Origin of the sequence: Thermococcus barophilus MP, assembly GCF_000151105.2 — an archaeon.
Classification (GTDB): domain Archaea; phylum Methanobacteriota_B; class Thermococci; order Thermococcales; family Thermococcaceae; genus Thermococcus_B; species Thermococcus_B barophilus.
In genome coordinates this window covers 1,818,752-1,837,638 of record NC_014804.1, presented here as the reverse complement: position 1 = coordinate 1,837,638, position 18,887 = coordinate 1,818,752, and the positions used below count along the sequence as shown (strand labels likewise).

At 40.9% G+C, this 18,887-nt stretch carries 17 protein-coding genes; 4 read left to right on the top strand and 13 right to left on the bottom strand.

The features are described from left to right. Positions 1–108: 108 nt before the first annotated feature. On the bottom strand, positions 109–1,752 hold the full coding sequence (thsB, locus tag TERMP_RS10155) for a thermosome subunit beta (RefSeq protein ID WP_013468320.1): 1,644 nt from the start codon (positions 1,750–1,752) through the stop codon (positions 109–111). Positions 1,753–2,022: 270 nt separating this feature from the next. Between thsB and TERMP_RS10150 the strand changes: the two genes are divergently transcribed. Further along, on the top strand, positions 2,023–3,042 hold the full coding sequence (locus TERMP_RS10150; RefSeq protein WP_048159850.1) for a tetratricopeptide repeat protein: 1,020 nt from the start codon (positions 2,023–2,025) through the stop codon (positions 3,040–3,042). Between the two features lie 34 nt (positions 3,043–3,076). Here TERMP_RS10150 and TERMP_RS10145 read toward each other — a convergent pair whose 3' ends face one another. The 3 genes from TERMP_RS10145 to TERMP_RS10140 all read right to left on the bottom strand — a co-directional run bounded on the left by TERMP_RS10145 (position 3,077) and on the right by TERMP_RS10140 (position 4,191). Next, positions 3,077–3,352: an elongation factor 1-beta gene (locus TERMP_RS10145; protein WP_013468318.1), complete on the bottom strand. Its 276-nt coding sequence runs from the start codon at positions 3,350–3,352 to the stop codon at positions 3,077–3,079. Between the two features lie 13 nt (positions 3,353–3,365). Beyond that, positions 3,366–3,542, bottom strand: coding sequence for a zinc finger domain-containing protein (locus TERMP_RS11440; protein WP_013468317.1), 177 nt, complete (start codon positions 3,540–3,542; stop codon positions 3,366–3,368). 424 nt (positions 3,543–3,966) lie between these two features. Next, the gene (locus TERMP_RS10140) at positions 3,967–4,191 is read right to left on the bottom strand and encodes a hypothetical protein (protein ID WP_235507117.1); all 225 of its coding nucleotides are present in this window, start codon (positions 4,189–4,191) and stop codon (positions 3,967–3,969) included. 598 nt (positions 4,192–4,789) lie between these two features. Between TERMP_RS10140 and guaB the strand changes: the two genes are divergently transcribed. Further along, entirely contained in the window at positions 4,790–6,247 is a 1,458-nt protein-coding gene (guaB, locus tag TERMP_RS10135; protein WP_013468315.1) for an IMP dehydrogenase, read from the top strand. 9 nt (positions 6,248–6,256) lie between these two features. On the opposite strand, the gene purL is transcribed toward guaB, so the two are convergent. From purL to purD, 6 genes are all read right to left on the bottom strand, one after another. Next, the gene (purL, locus tag TERMP_RS10130; protein WP_013468314.1) at positions 6,257–8,398 is read right to left on the bottom strand and encodes a phosphoribosylformylglycinamidine synthase subunit PurL; all 2,142 of its coding nucleotides are present in this window, start codon (positions 8,396–8,398) and stop codon (positions 6,257–6,259) included. 5 nt (positions 8,399–8,403) lie between these two features. After that, positions 8,404–9,075 (bottom strand): phosphoribosylformylglycinamidine synthase I, encoded by a 672-nt coding sequence (purQ, locus tag TERMP_RS10125; RefSeq protein ID WP_013468313.1) that lies wholly within the window; start codon positions 9,073–9,075, stop codon positions 8,404–8,406. Between the two features lies 1 nt (position 9,076). Next, positions 9,077–9,322, bottom strand: a complete 246-nt coding sequence (gene purS, locus TERMP_RS10120; RefSeq protein ID WP_013468312.1) for a phosphoribosylformylglycinamidine synthase subunit PurS — start codon at positions 9,320–9,322, stop codon at positions 9,077–9,079. Between the two features lie 211 nt (positions 9,323–9,533). Next, positions 9,534–11,207 carry an ABC transporter ATP-binding protein gene (locus TERMP_RS10115; protein WP_013468311.1) on the bottom strand — a complete coding sequence of 558 codons (1,674 nt, stop codon included), beginning with the start codon at positions 11,205–11,207 and terminating at the stop codon, positions 9,534–9,536. Positions 11,208–11,412: 205 nt separating this feature from the next. After that, positions 11,413–12,552 (bottom strand): formate--phosphoribosylaminoimidazolecarboxamide ligase family protein, encoded by a 1,140-nt coding sequence (locus TERMP_RS10110; RefSeq protein ID WP_013468310.1) that lies wholly within the window; start codon positions 12,550–12,552, stop codon positions 11,413–11,415. A 1-nt stretch (position 12,553) separates the two neighbouring features. After that, the gene (gene purD / locus TERMP_RS10105) at positions 12,554–13,852 is read right to left on the bottom strand and encodes a phosphoribosylamine--glycine ligase (RefSeq protein ID WP_013468309.1); all 1,299 of its coding nucleotides are present in this window, start codon (positions 13,850–13,852) and stop codon (positions 12,554–12,556) included. Positions 13,853–13,960: 108 nt separating this feature from the next. On the opposite strand from purD, the gene purE reads away from it, so the two are divergent. Continuing rightward, positions 13,961–14,392 carry a 5-(carboxyamino)imidazole ribonucleotide mutase gene (purE, locus tag TERMP_RS10100; protein WP_048159848.1) on the top strand — a complete coding sequence of 144 codons (432 nt, stop codon included), beginning with the start codon at positions 13,961–13,963 and terminating at the stop codon, positions 14,390–14,392. On the opposite strand, the gene purT is transcribed toward purE, so the two are convergent. After that, a complete protein-coding gene (gene purT / locus TERMP_RS10095) occupies positions 14,389–15,678 on the bottom strand; it encodes a phosphoribosylglycinamide formyltransferase 2 (protein WP_013468307.1) in 1,290 nt (429 codons plus the stop codon). The two genes, purE and purT, sit on opposite strands and share 4 nt — an antisense overlap. A 128-nt stretch (positions 15,679–15,806) precedes the next feature. Then, positions 15,807–16,904 (bottom strand): AAA family ATPase, encoded by a 1,098-nt coding sequence (locus TERMP_RS10090; protein ID WP_013468306.1) that lies wholly within the window; start codon positions 16,902–16,904, stop codon positions 15,807–15,809. A 152-nt stretch (positions 16,905–17,056) separates the two neighbouring features. Here TERMP_RS10090 and purM point away from each other — a divergent pair, with 152 nt between their 5' ends. Beyond that, a complete protein-coding gene (purM, locus tag TERMP_RS10085; protein WP_013468305.1) occupies positions 17,057–18,061 on the top strand; it encodes a phosphoribosylformylglycinamidine cyclo-ligase in 1,005 nt (334 codons plus the stop codon). Positions 18,062–18,070: 9 nt separating this feature from the next. Here purM and purC read toward each other — a convergent pair whose 3' ends face one another. Further along, on the bottom strand, positions 18,071–18,760 hold the full coding sequence (gene purC / locus TERMP_RS10080) for a phosphoribosylaminoimidazolesuccinocarboxamide synthase (protein WP_013468304.1): 690 nt from the start codon (positions 18,758–18,760) through the stop codon (positions 18,071–18,073). Positions 18,761–18,887 lie beyond the last annotated feature (127 nt).

Genomic DNA, 18,887 nt, shown 5'->3' with positions numbered 1-18,887 from the left:
CCAAAAGAGATCTTCTTTGAATATACGGCATTTCAAAACGACCAAAAGGGTATTTTAAAATTCACCAAGGATTTTCAAAAGAAAACTTAAGAAGAAAAGTTAGAGGAATCAGTCAAGGTCGCTGCTGAAGTCTTCACTTCCTCCTCCCTTCTCTCCTTCCTTCTCCTTCTCAAGCTTCTGTGCTGCTATGACGTCGTCGATTCTGAGGATCATGATTGCTGCTTCGCTTGCGCTCTTGATTGCCTGCTTCTTAACCCTAACTGGCTCGATAACGCCTCTCTCCATCATGTCCGCTGGCTCTCCTGCGAAGACGTCAACACCGACTGTTGGTCCCTTCTCCTTGTGGGCTGCGATGACCTTAACGAGTGTCTCGATTGGGTCAAGTCCAGCGTTCTCTGCTAATGTTCTTGGAATTACCTTGAGTGCCTCGGCGAATGCCTCGATGGCGAGCTGCTCCTTTCCACCGACTTCTTTAGCATACTCGTCGAGCTTGACGCTGAGCTCGATCTCGCTTGCTCCACCACCTGCGACGATCTTTCCATCCTCGACGATGTCCTTGACAACCTTGATTGCATCCTCCATTGCTCTCTCGACTTCATCAACGACGTGCTCTGTTCCACCCCTGATGAGGATTGTCACTGCCTTTGGATTCTTGCAACCCTCGACGAAGATCATGTTCTCGCCAGCGACCTTTCTCTCCTCAACGACCTCTGCGTAACCGAGGTCATCTGGTGTGAGGTCTCTGATGTTTGTGACTATCTTGGCTCCTGTTGCTTTTGCTAACTTCTCCATGTCACTCTTCTTAACTCTCCTCACTGCCAGGATTCCAGCCTTAGCCAAATAGTGCTGTGCTAAATCATCAATACCTTTCTGGCAGAAGACAACGTTTGCTCCTGTTGCAACGATCTTGTCAACCATCTCCTTGAGCATTCTCTCCTCCTGCTCGAGGAATGCCTGGAGTTGCTCTGGGCTTGTGATTCTGATCTCAGCATCTGTCTCTGTCTCCTTGACCTCAATTGCATCGTTGATGAGTGCAATCTTAGCTCCCTCAACCCTCTTTGGCATTCCTGGGTGGACCCTCTCTTTGTCGATTACAACACCCTTGATGAGCTTTGTATCTTTAACGCTTCCACCCTCCTTCTTCTCAAGCTTGATGTTGTCAATGTCCACATGGTATTTGTCGCCAACCTTCTCTGCAACCTGCTTGACAGCCTCGACGGCAAGCTTTGCCAAGTACTCCCTCTCCTCCTCAGCTGCCTTTCCAGTGATTGCGGTGATTGCTGCCTTGAGGAGTGTCTCTTCATCGTTGACATCGACATCCTTTGCGATGCTGTCAAGTATCTCCTGTGCTTTCTCGGCAGCCATTGTGTAACCCTTGACGATGATGCTTGGGTGAATGTTCTGGTCGAGCAGCTCTTCAGCTTTCCTGAGGAGCTCACCGGCAATAACAACTGCTGTGGTTGTACCGTCACCAGCCTCCTTGTCCTGGGTCTTTGCGACTTCAACCATCATCTTTGCAGCTGGGTGCTGGATGTCCATCTCATCGAGAATAGTTGCACCGTCGTTTGTGATAACGATGTCGCCAAGGCTGTCAACGAGCATTTTGTCCATTCCTTTTGGTCCTAAAGTTGTTCTAACGGTCTCAGCAACAATCCTTGCAGCCAAGATGTTCAACCTCTGGGCGTCCTTACCAACATATCTCTGAGTTCCCTCAGGCAGAATTAAGATTGGTTGTCCTGCGAGCTGGGCCATCTCCGCCCACCTCCTTTAATTTTTTAAATTATACCATAACAGCTTTTATTCACAATTTGTTGTTTCCACTCATAGGTTCCTTTGGATTATTTATAAATTTTTCGATTACAAATGTAGAATGTCCAGACACAATATCAAGTCTTTTTGATGAAATAGGAACCTACTATCATTTTACGCATCAGGAAACATGATTTCTAATCTAAAACACTAACGAGATTCCCTTATAGACACTTTGCCATAGATTTTTAACCTCAACATAACAAACCATTGATGGTGAGAGTCATGAAGGAGTTTGAAAAAGCCCTAAAAAGGAAAGACTGTGAAGCAGTTCTTGAGCATCTTGACGATTACCTTGAAGAGATCGAAAAAGAGGATGAGCTTAGAGAACTGCTCAAAAAACTTGAGGATTTAGCTTTGGAGTGTGAAGGTGAGTTAGCCTATGAGCTCGCTCATGAAATTGCACACATTTATGCACACCTTGATGAGATTGAAAAAGGCATTGAAGTTTACAAGAAAATTGCAGAGAAGCATAAAGGTGATGAAGAGAAGTACAGCGAAGCATTGTATTACTTGGCAGATGCCTATGAGCATTTTGGCATGCCAGATAAAGCGATAGATGTCTATGAAAAGTTATTAGAGCTGGAAAGAAAAAGAGGCGACAAAAAAGAAGAGGCGTTAACCTTAGCACACATGGCAGTAAACTACGAAGAGCTTGGTGATTTGGATAAGGCAATTGAGCTTATGGAGAAAGCAAGAACACTATTTGAGGAATTAGGGGATGAAAAAAACTACCTAATAAGCCTAATTGATCTTGCCCACTTCTACTATGAAAAAGGGGAAGATAAAAAAGCTGAGGAACTGATTAAAGAGGTCTTGAAGACCCCAAGAGATACAGACATTGAAATAAATGCAAGGTTGATCGAGGCTGAAGTATATGCGGGCAGGGAGGATTATAAAGGCGCATTCAAATCGCTAAGCCTTGCACTTGCAAAAGCTGAGGAAAATGAAGAGCTTTTTGAATTTGCATTTGACACATTAACTGAGTTTGTAAAAGATCTATTCAACGAGAAGCTCTACAGAGAAGTTTATGAAAACATTGACGTTTTAGTGAATGCCTTCGAAGAAGACAAAGAGCTCAAGAACTTCTTCACGGCAATCAGAGAACTCGCAAAGATGAAAGAAGGTAGAGAGAATAAGTTTGAGGAAGTTTACAGCAAAATTAGCAACGAATCATTAAGTGAGATCTTAGAAGACCTAAAAAGCCCCACATTTCTAAACATTGGGATTTAAAAAAGAATATCCTGTGGGGCATTTGCCCCATTTATCAAATTCTTGAGACGCTTTCTACCTCGGCGCTCTCAACGTCTTCAACCTTTCTGAATGCATCGGCAACTTCGTCAAGGGAGTAGCCTTCCTCGTCCTTGGCAAGGACGTAAACTTTAAGAGCAACCAAACCGAATGCTATTGGCTCCCTTTCAATCTTAACGAAACCGTACTTCTCTGGTATTGCCTTCTTTATGTTTTCCTCAAGCTTGTCCAGATCAACCTCTGGGCTTGTGGGCATAACCTTAATAACACCAACAATGTTGAAATCGCTCATTTAAATCACCTCTTTATGGTCCTTCCCATCCGCACTTGGGGCATTTGTACGTTGCCCCCAATACGCGGCAGCTTTCACATCTCCAGATTATCTCCTCCCCACAGTTGGGGCAGATGAAGTGTGTCGCGTGCTCCCTTGGAGTTATCTCCTTTCCACATGACGTACAGACTGGTATCTTGACAGCTTCCATTTCCAACACCTCCAAGAAGCGGGGTTTTTAATCCCATTATCGTGAAGTTCCTTAGGCTGTTCATGGAGAGTATTTATAAACCTTTCTCTAACAAACTTCGAAAAAGCGAAGTTTGATCAAGGTTCGTGTATCCTTCTAAAAAAGCTGTTTGTAAAGTGTTTTCTCTGTAATTGGCGTATTTTTGAAAGCTCACTACAACCGCGCTAACGTGCAAAAATAAGAAAACGAAGCTTAAACTACAAGCTTGAGATAAGAAAATATTGCTAAAGAGACCCTTCTTAAAAGATGCACAAACTTAGCCAAATCTCAAGAAAGAAAAGCTTATATGGAGATAGGTCAGCCCATGCGAGTGTCCTCATCCATCGGGCGAAATCTCCGTCATCATCCCAAGAATAATAGAAGGGAGGAAGGTTATAAACCTACCTCAACCATACACAATCTTAAAGAGTTTCTCCCTATAGGACAAAACAGCCTCTATCTGCTCTTCACTGACCTTTTCTGACATGCTGATTTCTTTATAAAGTCCTTCAAGCTCTTTCAAAAGCCTTTCAATTTCAAGCCTTGCATTTTCACTTGCACCGTTGAGCTTTGCTGCTTCACTCAAAAGTTTGCCCCTCAAAAACGGCAGCACCTCAAACGGGCGGCCCATAAAAGCCCAATAAATTCCTTCTCTTAAAATTTCTCCCAAAATCTCTGCTTCAGAATAGGCTTTTCTAATTTCTTTTTTAATTGGTTTCGTACTCCCCCCTTACCATGGAAATCACCGCTAAAGGATAAGCTGACTGTTTATTATACTTTTTGGCAAATTTGTTGTCAAATATTTCATGAATCATAGGAATAGAAAAGAGAAAAGACAAAAAATTGGAATGAATGATGAGCATGATTGTCAGATTTTCATGCAAGTGCTAATAATGCTAAAACGATTGCGATTGGTGCTATGTGGGCAAGTATCTTCTTTGTCTTGTTCATTGTCCTCACCTCGGGGAATGTTCGTTCTTAGGCATCGCCTTGAGTTTATAAGCTTTACCTTTGTAAAGTTGTCAAACTGTGCAAAAACATTCGAGAAATTTCAAACATGCCAAAAAAATGTTGTTAAAAATTGCTTTGCATTGAAACTCGGACAGTTGATTTATTTTTCATGAATATGCCATTTTCTGAGGATTTCATGACGTCATAAATTCATATACAAAAACCTTAAAAACCCTTTGTCAGGTTTATGTTAAAAAGTGGATGGAGGAAGGGATAATATGGGCAAATTTGAACAAAAATTTGTTAATGCAATTAGGGGTTACACCTTTGATGATGTTCTTTTGATCCCCCAGGCAACTGAAGTTGAGCCCAAAGACGTTGATGTTTCTACCCAAATTACGCCGAACATAAAGCTCAACATCCCAATTCTGAGCGCAGCGATGGACACTGTTACAGAATGGGAGATGGCAGTAGCGATGGCAAGAGAAGGCGGTTTAGGAGTTATTCACAGGAACATGAGCATAGGAGAGCAGGTTGAGATGGTCAAAAAAGTCAAAAAGGCAGAGCGCTTTATAATTGAAGACGTCATAACCATAAGTCCAGACGAGACTTTAGACTACGCACTTTTCTTAATGGAGAAGCACGACATCGATGGACTGCCAGTCATCAAAGATGGAAAAGTTGTTGGGATAGTATCTAAGAAGGATATTGCAGCAAAAGAAGGGCAGAAAGTGAAAGACATCATGACTAAAGAAGTGATAACAGTTGAAGAGGACATAAGCGTTGAAGAGGCTATGAAAATAATGGTAAAAAATAGAATTGACAGATTGCCAGTTGTGAACAAAAAAGGCAAGCTTATTGGTCTAATAACGATGAGCGATCTTGTTTTGAGGAAAAAGTTCAAGAATGCTGTGAGAGATGAAAACGGCGATCTGCTGGTAGCTGCAGCTGTTGGACCTTTTGATCTGAAGAGAGCTTTGGCATTAGACAGAGCAGGGGCCGATGTCATAGTCATTGACACTGCCCATGCGCATAACCTTAAGGCAATAAAGTCCATGAAGGAGATTAGAGCTAAAGTTGACGCTGACTTAATAGTTGGAAACATTGCAAATCCAAAGGCAGTTGATGATCTTACCTTTGCAGATGCCATTAAAGTTGGAATAGGACCAGGGAGCATATGCACAACAAGAGTGGTGGCTGGAGTGGGTGTTCCTCAAATCACAGCAATAGCACTGGTAGCAGACAGGGCAGGAGAATACGGAATTAAGGTCATTGCAGATGGAGGGATCAAGTACTCTGGAGATATCGTAAAAGCCATTGCAGCTGGGGCTGATGCTGTAATGCTTGGGAATCTCTTAGCCGGAACAAAGGAAGCTCCAGGAAAAGAGGTAATTATCAACGGAAGGAAATACAAACAGTACAGGGGAATGGGTTCTTTAGGGGCAATGATGAAAGGAGGAGCAGAGAGATATTATCAGGGAGGTCACATGAAGACAAGAAAGTTCGTCCCGGAGGGCGTTGAAGGGGTTGTTCCTTATAAGGGGAGTGTTAGTGAAGTCCTATACCAGCTCATTGGAGGTCTAAGAGCTGGAATGGGGTACGTTGGAGCAAAGAACATTCAAGAGCTGAAAGAAAAAGGGGAGTTTGTGATAATAACACATGCCGGGCTCAGGGAAAGCCATCCACACGACATCTTCATAACGAACGAAGCACCAAACTATCCAGTTGGAAAATAAAAAGAAAAGTTACTCTCCAAGAAGCCTTGGAAGTGAACCGTAAATTTTTCTCCCTTCTTTTACACTTACCCCAATTACTTTGTCCTCATTGCTCTTAAACACCATTTCTCTGCCTTTAACTTCTCCTATAACTGCAAAGTCTTTGAAAATTTTCCTGAGCTTTTCAAGGTTTTCTTCTTCAAAGCTGACTATAAATCTTGCTTGACTTTCTGAAAACAGCACTTCTAAGGGAGAGAGCTTTGCTTCCACTGGAACTTTACTTATGTCAACCTCAAAGCCCAATCCGCTCGCTATTGCCATCTCAGCTAAAGCTATCGCCAAACCTCCCCTGCTTACGTCATGGACAGTTTTTACTGATCCATGCTCAATTGCCTTTAAAATGCCTTCAACGTTTTCTTTCTCCGCTTTTAAGTCAACTCTCGGAGCGATTCCACCTTCAATGCCCAAAACTCTATAGAGCTCACTTCCCCCCAATTCCTTCTTTGTAACCCCAACGATAGCAATGAGCTCTCCTTCATCCTTAAAGTCCATGGTTGTAATGTGCTCAAGCTTGACCTTTCCTAAAGCCGCAACTACCGGAGTTGGCTTTATCGGTTTGTTGCCAACCTCGTTGTAAAAGCTCACGTTACCGCTGACATAGGCTAATCCAAAGGTATTTGCCGCATCTCTGAGTCCTTTAACCGTCTCGATGAAGCTCCAATACACCTCAGGTCTCTCTGGGGAGGCAAAGTTTAAGTTATCAACTAAAGACAGAGGTTTAGCACCAACAGAAGTAAGATTCCTAACAGCTTCAACTACACAAGCCATTGCACCGTGGTAGGGGTTCAGATAGGAATAGGAGGGATTCCCATCGCTCACAAAAGCTAAGCCGTATTCATCGTTTATTTTCAGCACAGCCGCATCCAGACCGGGCTTTAGAACTGTCCTTCCTTGAACTTCATGGTCATACTGCCTGTAAACCCATTCTTTGCTTAATATGTTTGGGCTTGAGAGAACTTTAAGAAAAGCATCCTGCGGAGAGATTTCAGGAGTTTGGACGTCTCTTTCAACACTGTACGGCTTGGCTTCCCACTCTATTATTGGAACTTCTGTGAGCAGATCAATTGGCAAATCAGCAACTTTTTCTTTACCCCAGTAAACAAGGTATCTTGGCTTGTCTATTATCTCTCCAACAACTGTCCACTCAAGTTCATACTTCTCAAAAATCTTTGACATATCTTCCAAATCTTCCTTTTTAATAGCAAAAAGCATCCTCTCCTGACTCTCTGAAATCATTACCTCCATTGCAGTCATATTAGGTTCTCTTTGTAGCACCTTATCTGCATAAATGACTGCACCAAATCCTTTCTTTCCAGCCATTTCTGAAGATGCACAGGTTAAGCCTCCCCCACCTAAATCTTTGAGGGCTTTAACTTTACCCGTCTTTACTGCTTCAAGGGTCGCTTCAATTAAAAGCTTTTCAGTGAACGGATCCGGAATCTGCACAGCGGAGCGATCTTCCTCCTCAGCGTTTTTGCTCAGCTCCTCACTCGCAAAAGTCACTCCATAAATTCCATCCCTTCCGGTTTTGTTCCCAACTAAAACCAAAAGCAAACCACTCTCGGTTACATAGCTGTGGACTAACTCATTTGGATGCATTATGCCAATGCATGCAACATTCACCAATGTATAGCCGTCCAAGCTCTCATCAAACTCCGTTTCGCCGCCAACAGTAGGAACCCCTATCCTGTTGCCGTAGTCAGCTATCCCCTTAACGACGTACTCGAAGAGATACCTATTGCGTTCCTTCTCCAATGGGCCAAAGCGTATTGGGTCGAGCAGAGCTATAGGACGAGCGCCCATACACAGTATATCCCTCACAATTCCGCCGACACCTGTTGCTGCTCCACCATAGGGCTCCACTGCACTTGGATGATTGTGACTTTCGATTCCAACGACTATTGCAGTATTTTCGTCAAACTTTACAACCCCAGCATCTTCTCCCGGCCCTAAAATGACATGCTCATTTTTAGTTGGTAAAAGTTTGAGCCACTTGCGGCTTGATTTATATGAGGCATGCTCGCTCCACATTACTTCAATCATTGCCCATTCTAATTCATTAGGCTCTCTTCCGAGCTTTTCGCGGACAAATTTTTCCTTGTGAGGAAACATCACGATCACCTTTTGGCGTACTCCACCATAGATTTGAAGACTCTCAACCCATCCTCACTTCCTAACCATCTGTCGCTCGCTCTCTCCGGATGCGGCATCATTCCCAAGACGTTGCCCTTTTCATTGCTTATTCCTGCTATGTTGAGAATAGAACCATTGGGGTTTGCTTCTTCGTTAATATTCCCATTCTCATCGCTGTATTGAAAGACTATCCTAACTTTGCTCAGATCATTGGTGTAATAATTACCCTCAGCATGAGCTATTGGCATCCTAATGACCTCCCCTTCTTTGTAAAATCCCGTAAAAGCGGTTTCAGTGTCTGCAACCCTAAGATAGACCCACCTGCAAAGGAACCTTGGAATTTTGTTTGGTCTCAAAGCACCGGACAAAAGCTTAGCTTCAGTTAGAATTTGAAAGCCATTGCATATCCCGAGCACTGGCTTTCCATCTTTAGCAAGCTCTTTGACTTCCTCCATTATCTCAGCTCTCGCACTTATCGCTCCAGCCCTTAGGTAATCAGCATAGCTAAAGCCGCCGGGCAAAACAACACCATCAAAGTCTTTCAAGCTTTCCTTATACCAGACTCTCTCCGCTTTTCCACCAGCTTTTTTAATTGCTTCAGCTGTTTCAAAGTCGCAGTTTGTCCCTGGAAACACTATGACAGCGAACTTTGGCATTTCACTCACCTAAGGGCTCGATTTGATACTCGTAGGTGTGGATAACTGGATTTGCAAGCAGGCGTTTGCACATCTCCTTAACATCCTTCTCTGGATTTTCGCTCTCAAAAACGAGCTCAAAGTATTTCGGCACTTTTAAGTCTTCAATTTTGTAACCTAAATTCTTCAAAGTCTTTCCAATTACCCTCCCTTCCGGGTCGTTAAGCCCTTCCTTTAAGCGAACGATAATTTTTGCCCTGTATTTCATGAGCATCACCTTATCAAAAATATGTAAAAAATTAACAGTTTTTAAGGTTTATTTTGACATAAAAATGTTAACCAAAACTTTCTTCACTCACATATCTCAATAAATAACATAAGTAAAGTATGGAATGACAACAATAACCATCTCCACTAAAATGCCTAGACTCCCTTAATTTTAAAACAACTCGTCCAAGACATACTTTGAGTTATAGTCCCTAAGAGACTCTTGATTTTTCAACAAGTCCTCTGTACAAGGAGCATCTTTCATAGAGTTCATCGTGTTTGCCAGAATCAATAATCTTTCCCCTATCTAAAACAAATATTTTATCGGCATTTTTTAGAGCGGTTAAACGATGAGATATTATAATTAAAGTCGAGTCCTTTAAAAACTCTCGAATTTTTTTGAGGACTTGAGCCTCATTTTGAACATCAAGACTGTTTGTCGCCTCGTCAAGTATTAAAATGTCCGGTTTTCTTAAAAGGGCCCTAGCTAATGCTATTTTTTGTCTTTGTCCTTCAGAAAGAGCTTTACTATTTATATAGTCATCAAGTTCAGCAAAATCTATTCCTACAATCTTAAGAACATGAATAACCTCATCCTCTTGATACTCTTCTCCAAGAATCAAATTCTCCTTTAAAGTTCCATCAAAAATCAAGTCTTTAGATGGTAGGTAATATATCCTCCTTCTTAGAGACCTGAGACTGTAAACCCGGTAATCTTTCCCATTTATTAAAATGTAGCCACTCTCTGGTTCATACAATCTAACAAGTGTTAAAGCTAAGGTCGTTTTTCCCGAACCTATGGGTCCAACGATTCCAATGGTTTCGTTCTTTTTGAGTTCTAGGGTCACGTTACTTAAAATGCCAACACTTACATTTTTACATTCAATGCTTTTGATTGATTTCAACTCATGCCCCTTATCAAGGTCTTCCTTCTCAATGTTTACTATCTCCTTATAGCGCTCTACATAAGGGATGAGTGCATTGAGATAGGTAAAAGAATTGGCCAAATTAGTGAGAGGTTCATAGAATTGTGGTAAATAGTTCGTAAAAGCTACGATTGCTCCCACTGAGATGAGTCCTTTTGTTGCCAGCCATCCACCAACAAGTAATATTACCAATCGAGCTATATTGCTTGTGTAATAATATGATTTCTGAAAGAATATCCTTACCCGCAGGAATCTTGTCATATTCTTTAACCATTCTGAAAGACTCATAGAGAATCTCTCTTCAAAATATTCATACTTATCCAAACGTTTAATGAAGAAAAGATTATCAATGCTTGTTTTAGTAACGGTAACTACTTTTGACAACGATTCTCTTTCCCTTTTCGAGTATTCAACGGATTTCTTTGATGCCTTCTTGTAGATGGTATAATTTACTGGGATTATCAAAATAGCCACAAGAAGCATTGTGGGAGATAGTGAGTATAGGGTAAACGTTGCTACTGCAATGTTAATCAACTGAACACTTAATCCGGGGATTAGACCCGCTAATCCCAAACTGAGCTCTGGCAAGTCTGAGACAAATCTCGCTATCACGTCTCCACCGCTTATTTTTCCTAGTTTTGCTCTATGAATGGAGAAAACCAAATCTTGAGAAAATATTTTTAAAACTTTGATCCCCAACCTCTGTAGCATAAACTCCCCATAAAAACTTCCTATGTAGCTTAAAAATGCAAGAACCAGCAAAGCCAAGCCAATTTTTAATATTGTTGAAAATTCCCGTAATGATACGAGAGAATCTATAAAATTTTTCATGAGCATTGCTTGGACATATCCAAAAATAGAAAGAACAAAGAAAAGAATTATTGTCAGAGCTATATCTCCTTTTAGATTTTTCGAAACTTTTATAGATTCCTCAAGGACGTCTCTTATATTTGCTGACATATGTTCAGCACCTTTTATTTGCCCCATCGTTACCTCGGCATATTATTCAAGAATATATTTACACTTAAAATTTTCGTAAACTTATGATTATTATATCGACGAAGTTAATAGATTTCTTAAGAGTAAATGTTAAAAAGGCCCCTTTTCACAAAGTTTAGAATTTTTAAATAAATAAAATTTTGAAAAGTAACCAAACAGTTAGAAATTATGTAACAACCTTCTCAAGCTCATCCAGTTCAACAGCCCTCTTAATCTCAAGCGCGATTCTCCTTCCAGTGCTCATTGACTTTCTCCACAGTGCATTTCCATAGGGATGACCCATAGCCATGTGAATGTTTGTCCCGCCGCCAGTTCTTGGGGCTACATCGTAGATGTAGAAGTTCAAATCCTTGTCGAGAGCCGTTTGCAAAGTGAAGGGTCCAATTATTCCAGGCGGATAGTATTTTTGCGTCGCCTCAACATACTTTTCTGCCATATCAAAGACCTTCTCAAGCAAGGACTCCCTCAAAGTCGAGCTTGCATGACCGCAGACAGTGTATTCGGGCTCAAATTGATGCTCGGGCAGGGTCAATTGCTGATGGGCTGGTAAGCGGACATGCCCATCTAAGCTCGTCTCAAAGCGCCAGTCAATACCTAAAAGCTCAATCTCTTCATCAATGGGCGAATAGAAGAAGTCGAAGTTGAAAACTGGGCCGATAATGTACTTTTCAATCCTCGCTTTGGCCAAGTCTTCTTTCGTTATTATGCCAAGCTTTATTAAGCGCTCTGCTTTCTCCCTAAACTCCTTATAGGATGCCGCTGTAAAAAATCCTCTCTCCAAGCGTTTTTTAGCGTGCGGGAGCTTAACAATAACGAGCTCGTTTATATCCTTTGGATTTTCAATTTTCTCTGGATAGGGCAAGCCAGCTTTTTCAAGGAGCCAGTAGTAGCTCTTCTCTTCACTCCTCTCTTCACTTCTGAGCAAATTACGGCTTCCAAAGAGTGGAATCAAAAACTCATTCTCAACCTTATCTATGCCCGTGTAGACTACAAAGGAGCGGTTTGGAACAAAGATGACGTTCTTCCTTCTGAGCTCTTCCTGAATCTCAATTATCTTGGCAAATTTTTCTAAAATTATTACCTCATCAATGAAACCCTTAGTTAAGCCATCTTTTGTCCTCTTTTCCTTGAAGTAGTGAGCATAAGTTCTGTGTCTCCCTTTTTGGGAAACTATGAGTGTTTTAAATCCTTCTTCCTTAGCACCATCTGCAATATCTAAAGCGGAATGGCTTCCAATGGCACCAATTCTGATGTTCTCCTTATCGTATCTTTCCAAAACTTCCAGAATCTGTTCTCTCATAATCAACTCACTCACCCCTAAGCTCTCTCATAATCTTAATCCTCTTCTCAACACTCTCTCTGGTGCCAACATCTCTGCGGTAGAAGATTTCACCCTTGACGTGCTTTATTCCAGCCGAAGCAATCTTTTCTGCCTCCTCCAATGAATCAGCAATTCCAACAACTGCTAAAGCTCTTGAACCAAGAAGAGTTAAGTTCTCATCAATTGAAGCATAGTAAATCTTTGCTCCGCTTTCCAAAATTTTAGCTTCATCGACTTGTATTTGAACCCCTCTTACTGGATTCTCCGGATAACCTTTTGGTGCAATGTACTTTACAACAGCAGCTTTCTTTTCAAACTCTGCTTTCTTGAGATTTCCATCGACTATTCCCTCAGCTATTTCAAGAAGCGGAGTCTCCAGAACAGGCAGAACGTTCATTGCTTCTGGATCACCAAAGCGAGCATTGTATTCAATAATTTTAGGCTCATCCTTGGCAAGCATAAACTGCCCATAGAGAATTCCTTTGTAGGGAATTCCCTCTTTTCTCATTGCTCTGATAGTTTTTTCCAAAGTGTTTAGAGCTTTTTCATAATCTTCTTTTGTAATAAACGGCAATAAATGATCTTTACACGAATAAGAGCCCATCCCTCCTGTTATTGGTCCAACATCACCCTCATAAGCATGTGGATAATCTTGAACCAAAGGCATTGGAATAACTCTCTTCCCATCCGTAAACACCTGAAATGTGAACTCCACTCCATCCGTTCTCTCTTCAATCAAAACCTTTCCATCTTTTTTAATCAAATGCTCGGCATATTCTTTTGCCTCTTCATTGTCCTTAAGCTGGTAGCCAACCACTTTAACTCCCTTCCCACCTGTTAATCCGAGGGGTTTAACTACAACTGGTTTTCCAAAATCATCAACCCACGCTCTCATCTCTTTAGCATCATCAAAAACTTTGAAGAGCTTTCTTCCTGGGATTTTATGCTTTTCCATCAAAGCCCTTGCAAAGGCTTTGTTCGTCTCAAGCCGGGCAGCCTCTTTTGATGGCCCAACTGTTGGAATGCCGTTCTCCTCCAAAAGGTTGACAATACCTTTCTCTAACGGAGCCTCCGGACCGATAAAAGCTAAATCAACATTCCACTTTAGAGCAAAATCTAAGATTTTCTTGACATCTGTTTCTTTTGCCAAACCGTACCATTCAGCTAATCTTTTAATGCCTGGATTAACATGCTTTGCAACTACATAAAGCTTAGTACCGCTTTTTACGAGGGCTTCGGCAATTGCACTTTCTCTACCACCAGCACCAACTAAAAGAACTTTCATGGTCTTCACCAAAAATTTGTTAAAATTTTCACTTTTTAAGCTTTATTTTAACATAAATATGTCGAAAACTTTATAAGCTTAACCACAGAAAAGCGAGCTGGTGGTGGCATGAAAGTGCTCGTTGTTATGGGCAGCAAAAGTGACTCTCACATAGCTGAAAAAGTCACAAAAGTGCTGGATGAATTTGGCATTGAATACGACGTTGAAGTTGCCTCAGCTCACAGAAACCCAAAGAAGGTTGAAGAGCTGGCAAAAAAAGACTACGATGTTTTCATAGCAATAGCTGGTTTAAGCGCAGCCTTGCCCGGAGTTATCGCCTCTTACACCACAAAAACTGTCATAGGCGTTCCTGTTTCGGCCAAGCTTGGAGGATTGGATGCTCTTTTGAGCATAGCTCAGATGCCTCCCGGAGTTCCGGTTGCTGCGGTGGGAATAGACAATGGAAAAAATGCAGCTTTGCTCGCAATTCAGATTTTGGCGCTAAAAGATGAAAGCTTAAGGAAAAAACTTGAGGAGTACAGGGAAAGAATGAGAAGCTAAAGCAAGTGCTTCTCTTTTATGAATTCTTGGCTTTGCCATTCCCCACTTCTTGTTTTCAGCTCAATCATGTGAGCAACTTGCTCTGCCTTTCTCTTTGCAGCCTGCACATCTCTGTCCCAGGCTAAAGCCACTCCTAATCTCCTTCCTTTGTAAGCTGAAGGCTTTCCGAATAATCTCACAGTTGTATTCGGAATCCTTAAGGCTTTGAACAGCCCTCTAAACTTTGGTGCATAACCCTCTTGATTTGCTAAAATTACATGAGTTGCCGCTGGGGTTAAAATTGGAAACTTTCTAATGCCATTCTCTTCAACAGCCGGAATTGGCAGGCCTAAAACCGCTCTAACATGAAGACCGAACTCTGAGAATCCAGTCGGATGAGAGGCCAAAGTAGCCATTCCAGTATCGTGAGGCCTTGGTGAAACTTCATTCGCCCATACCTTGTCCCCTTTAACGAACATCTCAACCCCAAATAAACCTAAGCCTCCAAGAACGTCTGTTATTTTCTTTGCAATTTCGTAGACTTTTCTCTCGGCTTTCTCACTTATTTCGGCAGGCTGCCAGCTTGAGTGGTAGTCCCCTTTAATCTGATAATGCCCCACGGGCTTTGGAAAAGTGGTAACAACTTTACCATTTTCATCTAAGTGCCTCACAGCCAATTCTGTTATCTCAACCTCAAAATCTATGTGCTCTTCAACGATAATTTTGTCAGCACTGCCGCGAGCTTTCTTTTTTGCCTCCTCCCAAGCCTTCGGGACATCTTCCGGCCCTTTGACAAAATATGAACCCTTCCCGCTTGAGCTCATTATTGCCTTTGTGTGGCAGGGATAGCCAATCTTTTCACATGCATCATAAAGTTCATCTAAGGTTGTAGCATACCTGTATCTTGATGTCGGAACTTTTGCTTCTTTAGCGAGTGTTTCCCTTGTTCTTTCTCTATGCATAGCGATCCAAGTCGCTCTTGCATTTGGAACGACAAAATAGCCTTCTTTTTCAAACTCAAAGAGAGCATCTAAGTTTATCGCCTCAATCTCTGGAATTATTGCATCAGGCTTTTCTCTCTCAACGATGCTCCACAGGAAGTCTTTATCCTTCATATTCCCAACGTAGCTTTTGTGTGCCACTTGCATGGCTGGAGCATTGGGATATCTATCAACGGCAATAACTTCAACTCCAAGCCTTTGAGCCTCAATGGCTATTTCCTTTCCAAGCTCACCGCTTCCGAGGAGGAGAATTTTAACAGCAGAGTCCGTTAGAGGAGTTCCCAATTCGTCTCTAATCTCAGCCATTTCCACCACCCAAAAATATTGACGTTGTTATGTTAAAATTAAGCATATATTTAAGCATTTTTAAACATAAAAATGACAAAACATATTGAGGAGGGAGCATCTACTTTCTCAGCGTAAATTAGAAACTGTCAGAGTTCTCTTAAAACTCGCTCTATCACAGGATCAGTCATTGAATAAACCTTTTTTCCGTCTTTGAGTTCACTCTTTATCCAGCTCATTCTTTCGAGATTTTTAAGCAATGAAGAAAAGCGTGCATTTGTTATTCTACCACTGTGCGTCTCAAGATACTCTTTTATTTTTTCCCAGCGATTGAATCCTAAAGCTACTGCCTTTAAAATCAGTGTATACCTCTTACTTCTTCTTTCAAGTTCTTTAAGTTCTTCCAATATGCTTTGTCGTGCTTTCTTCATAGTGTACTCTAATGCCTTTTGAGGATCATTCGAGTGAAGATAATGAAATCCATATTCAACCAACCAGCCGGGAATTCCATCTAAAACATCAACGGCTTTTTTTAATTCCCATTCACTAACTTTTAAATTAGCTTCATCAAAACCCTTTTTTAAGAATTCTATGGATTTTTCTCTTGTAAATGGCTCTATCGTGATTTCATTGTATATCCTACCAAAAAGGAGTGCCTCATAGTTTTCAAAACCCAAAAAATCATGTAAGAGACCAATCTCTGAACCTGTGAGAACAAAGTGTATGTTTGGTAGATTATCATAAGCATGGGCAACCAAGGCTAAGAATTCCCGTCCTCCTTTTGTTCCGTAGAATCTCAGATACTGGGCCTCATCAAAAGCAAGTACAATGAGCTTATTTCTGTCTTCGCCAAACTCGTTAAGATTTTCCAATATGTCAGCTAAGCTCTTTTCTCTGAAAGAAAGCTCAAAACCTTTTATTGAAAACTTTGCTAAGTTGAAATATGACTGAAGGGACTTCAATATTTTTGGTTTAAGGTTTAACAAGGCACTTTCAAGCTCGCGTTTAAGTTCATCCTTTGTTATCCATCCACTAACATTCATATACAGTTTTCTTGCGTCAATATAAATCCCGATTGCATCGCTCTCGTTAAGAGCAACCCTTAGAACAGATGACTTACCAACTCTCCTGATTCCAAGAATTAGTGTTATTGGGTAATTTTTAATGGAGTCCATCACCTTTTTCAGCTCTTCTTCTCTATCAAAAATGTCCTCTCTTTTTACTTTGGGTTTTGGGTCAAAGAGCATAGATATCGCCCCCAATACTTAGTATCGCCACCGATACTTATAGCTCTTTTTAGACAAAATATTGATTATATATTAAATCACATAGTACATGGATTTACATAAAAATGACAAAATTTTTAAACTGATTTTTCCCATTTACTTTGGTGATTCAGATGCTCACATATGCCCAAGCTGGAGTGGATGAGAGAAAAGCACAAAAGGCATTAAGGAGCATCATTTCACTCGCAAGAAAAACCTTCAGGTTCAGAAGGGGAAAGATTGGAGAACCCGTTGAGGATATCGGTCATTATGCCGCGTTAATGGATTTTGGAGATTTCTACTTAGCTATGACCACTGATGGAGTGGGGACAAAAATTCTTGTGGCTGAAGCTGTTGGGAAGTTTGATACAATCGGAATTGATATGGTTGCGATGAATGTGAATGATTTAATCTGTGTTGGTGCTGAGCCCATAGCCTTGGTTGATTACTTAGCTGTGAGGGATCCCAATGATAAAATTTTCAGAGAAATAGCTAAAGGGTTATATGAAGGGGCGAAACAGAGCGGAATTGCAATTGTAGGCGGAGAAACTGCCGTGATGCCCGACTTAATCAATGGATTTGACCTGGCGGGTACTGCTATTGGGATCGTTGGAAAAGAGAAAGTCATCACAGGGAATAAAATCAAACCTGGAGATGTTGTCATCGGCATTGAAAGTTCCGGAATTCACTCTAATGGACTAACCTTAGCGAGAAAGCTTTTAATTCCAAAGTATGGGCTTGAATATGAATTTGAAGGCAAAACGCTGTGGGAGCATTTGCTTGAGCCGACAAGGATTTATGTAAAGCCAATTTTAGAGCTTTTAGAAAAAGTAGAAGTTAAGGGGTTAGCCCACATAACCGGTGGAGGGCTTTTAAACCTAAAGAGGCTCACAAAATATGGGTTTTCCCTTGAAATGCCACCAATTAGAGGAATTTTTAAATTAATCTACGAAAATGGTGTTCCTTTAGAGGAAATGTTTAAGGTTTTTAATATGGGGATTGGTTTTGTTGTGATAGTTTCACAAGGAGAAAAGGAGGAGACATTGCAAATTCTCAACAACTATTATTTGAGCTATGAGATTGGAAAAGTCATTAAAAAACCCAAAATAAAAATTGAAAACTACAAAATCATGTTCTAAAAAGCTAAATTAATCCATTATCCTTCTATAAATCTCCTCATATGCCGAAATCAAGTCTCCCTTATCAAAGCGAAAAACATCTTTATCTAAGCTTTTCTTTGTCTCTGCATCCCAAAATCTGCATGTATCCGGGCTAATTTCATCGGCTAAAACTATCTCCCCTTTAGCATTTTTGCCGAATTCAAGCTTAAAGTCAACGAGCAGAATTCCCTTTTCTTTGAAGTATTCTCTGAGGACTTCGTTTACTTTAAGTGCAATTTTCTCCATTTCTTTAATTTCTTCCTCGCTAACTCCAAGAATTTTAGCGTGATAATAGTTTATCATCGGATCTCCAAGCTCATCACTTTTATAATAGAGCTCAACAATTGGTTCTTTTAACTCTGTTCCCTCTTTTAATGGAAGCTTCCTCTTTAAGCTACCAGCAACAATATTTCTAACAACAACTTCAATTGGGTACATTTCCAATTTTTCCACAATCAGTTTGTTGTCTCCAGCAATGCCAATGAAGTGTGTCTTAATACCGTGCTCCTCTAAAAGCTTGAATATTTTTGCTGAAATCTGGGCATTTAGCCAACCTTTTCCTTTGAACTGTGCTTTTTTCTTACCATCAAAAGCTGTTGCATCGTCTTTAAACTCCATCAAATACTTCCCATCATCCAAAGGGATCATTTTCTTGGCTTTTCCTTCATAAACCTCCATAATCTTCACCAAAAATTTGTTAAAATTTATAATTTAAAAGTCTTTTTTAGACAAATTTATGTCAAATATAGGGGAAAGTTTTTAAGCATAAGAATGTAAAGTTCCAGTGGAAATAAAGCTCCTCTTA

Coding starts and splice junctions, on each gene's coding strand:
- thsB (WP_013468320.1), bottom strand. CDS start 1,752: ATGGCCCAGCTCGCAGGACAACCAATCTTAATTCTGCCTGAGGGAACT.
- TERMP_RS10150 (WP_048159850.1), top strand. CDS start 2,023: ATGGTGAGAGTCATGAAGGAGTTTGAAAAAGCCCTAAAAAGGAAAGAC.
- TERMP_RS10145 (WP_013468318.1), bottom strand. CDS start 3,352: ATGAGCGATTTCAACATTGTTGGTGTTATTAAGGTTATGCCCACAAGC.
- TERMP_RS11440 (WP_013468317.1), bottom strand. CDS start 3,542: ATGGAAGCTGTCAAGATACCAGTCTGTACGTCATGTGGAAAGGAGATA.
- TERMP_RS10140 (WP_235507117.1), bottom strand. CDS start 4,191: ATGGGCCGCCCGTTTGAGGTGCTGCCGTTTTTGAGGGGCAAACTTTTG.
- guaB (WP_013468315.1), top strand. CDS start 4,790: ATGGGCAAATTTGAACAAAAATTTGTTAATGCAATTAGGGGTTACACC.
- purL (WP_013468314.1), bottom strand. CDS start 8,398: ATGTTTCCTCACAAGGAAAAATTTGTCCGCGAAAAGCTCGGAAGAGAG.
- purQ (WP_013468313.1), bottom strand. CDS start 9,075: ATGCCAAAGTTCGCTGTCATAGTGTTTCCAGGGACAAACTGCGACTTT.
- purS (WP_013468312.1), bottom strand. CDS start 9,322: ATGAAATACAGGGCAAAAATTATCGTTCGCTTAAAGGAAGGGCTTAAC.
- TERMP_RS10115 (WP_013468311.1), bottom strand. CDS start 11,207: ATGTCAGCAAATATAAGAGACGTCCTTGAGGAATCTATAAAAGTTTCG.
- purD (WP_013468309.1), bottom strand. CDS start 13,852: ATGAAAGTTCTTTTAGTTGGTGCTGGTGGTAGAGAAAGTGCAATTGCC.
- purE (WP_048159848.1), top strand. CDS start 13,961: ATGAAAGTGCTCGTTGTTATGGGCAGCAAAAGTGACTCTCACATAGCT.
- purT (WP_013468307.1), bottom strand. CDS start 15,678: ATGGCTGAGATTAGAGACGAATTGGGAACTCCTCTAACGGACTCTGCT.
- TERMP_RS10090 (WP_013468306.1), bottom strand. CDS start 16,904: ATGCTCTTTGACCCAAAACCCAAAGTAAAAAGAGAGGACATTTTTGAT.
- purM (WP_013468305.1), top strand. CDS start 17,057: ATGCTCACATATGCCCAAGCTGGAGTGGATGAGAGAAAAGCACAAAAG.
- purC (WP_013468304.1), bottom strand. CDS start 18,760: ATGGAGGTTTATGAAGGAAAAGCCAAGAAAATGATCCCTTTGGATGAT.